This is a genomic window from Litchfieldella anticariensis FP35 = DSM 16096, assembly GCF_000409775.1.
GTDB classification, from domain to species: Bacteria; Pseudomonadota; Gammaproteobacteria; order Pseudomonadales; family Halomonadaceae; genus Litchfieldella; species Litchfieldella anticariensis.
This window is the reverse complement of record NZ_KE332383.1, coordinates 1-1326: the sequence shown is the minus strand read 5'-3', so window position 1 is coordinate 1326 and position 1326 is coordinate 1. Positions and strand designations below refer to the sequence as shown.

The 1326-nt window shown below is 56.7% G+C and carries 1 protein-coding gene; it reads right to left on the bottom strand.

What is annotated here, in order from left to right; translation table 11 throughout:
* Positions 1–36 precede the first annotated feature (36 nt).
* Positions 37–1251: an IS256 family transposase gene (locus L861_RS06845; protein ID WP_035568018.1), complete on the bottom strand. Its 1215-nt coding sequence runs from the start codon at positions 1249–1251 to the stop codon at positions 37–39.
* Between the last annotated feature and the right edge of the window lie 75 nt (positions 1252–1326).

The following is a 1326-nucleotide window of genomic DNA, read 5'->3' as shown; positions in this document are numbered from 1 at the left end:
GAGCCTGTAAATAAATCTGTGTAACTGCCCACCCCATTACAGGTGACCGTCCAGGCGGTCACCGAATTCGATAATAAAGCGGTTCAGCGCCGGCTTCCAATCTCGGATCGGCATGGTCCATTTCTTCGAGGCCTGCTGGATGGCCAGGAACGCCACCTTCAGAGCCGACTCATCATTAGGAAACAGCTTCCGGCGCTTGGTCGCTTTGCGGATGACGCTGTTGAGCGACTCAATGGCATTGGTGGTGTAGATCACCTTTCGAATGGCTGGCGGGTAGCCAAACAAGGTAATCAGATTATCCCAGTGGTTGTACCAGGATTTGGCAATCTGCGGGTACTGGCCATCCCAGCGTTCGGCGAAGACCTCCAGCGCCTGTCCGGCCTCGTGCTCGGTGGCTGACTGATAGATCTGCTTCAGATCCTTCGTGACCGCCTTGTAGTCCTTCCAGGACACATACCGCAGCGAGTTGCGGACCATGTGCACGATGCACAGCTGGACCTTGGTCTGGGGGTATTCGGCCTGGATGGCGTCTGGGAAGCCTTTGAGACCATCCACACAGGCGATCAGGATATCCTCCAGGCCACGGTTCTTCAGTTCGGTCAGTACCGACAGCCAGAACTTCGCGCCTTCGGTCTCGGCAAGCCACAGCCCCAGCAGTTCCTTCTGGCCCTCCATGTTAATGCCCAATGCCAGATATAGTGACTTGTTGATCACCCGCTTGTTCTCGCGGATTTTCAGGACAATGCAGTCCAGATAGACAATGGGATAGATCGGATCCAGCGGGCGGTTCTGCCACTCGTGGACCTGCTCGATCACGCGTTCGGTAACCTTGGACACGAGCGTGGCGGAGATGTCGGCGTCGTACATCTCCTTGAAAGCATCCACAATGTCCCGAGTGCTCAAGCCCTTGGCGTACAGGGCCAGGATCTGATCGTCCATCTGAGTCAGCCGGGACTGGCCCTTACGCACGAACTGGGGCTCGAAAGAGCCGTCCCGATCCCGAGGCGCCTGGATCGACACGTCTCCGTGCTGCCCTTTCAGGCGCTTGGAAGAATAGCCGTTGCGGCTGTTGCCCGTCCCCCGGCCTTCCGGGGCATGCTTTTCGTAGCCAAGGTGCTCGTCCAGTTCGGCATTGAGGGCCGTCTCGACGGTGAGCTTGACCAGTTGCTGTGTAAGGGCTCCGAGGTCTTTTTCGGACTTGATGTCTTTGGCCAGTTCCGCGGCCAGGGCGTTGAGTTTTTCTTGGTCCAATTGTTTACCCACGATGGTATCCTTTTGAAAAGGCTACTCATTCGTGGGCAGTTACACAATGTGGTTTACAGCCTC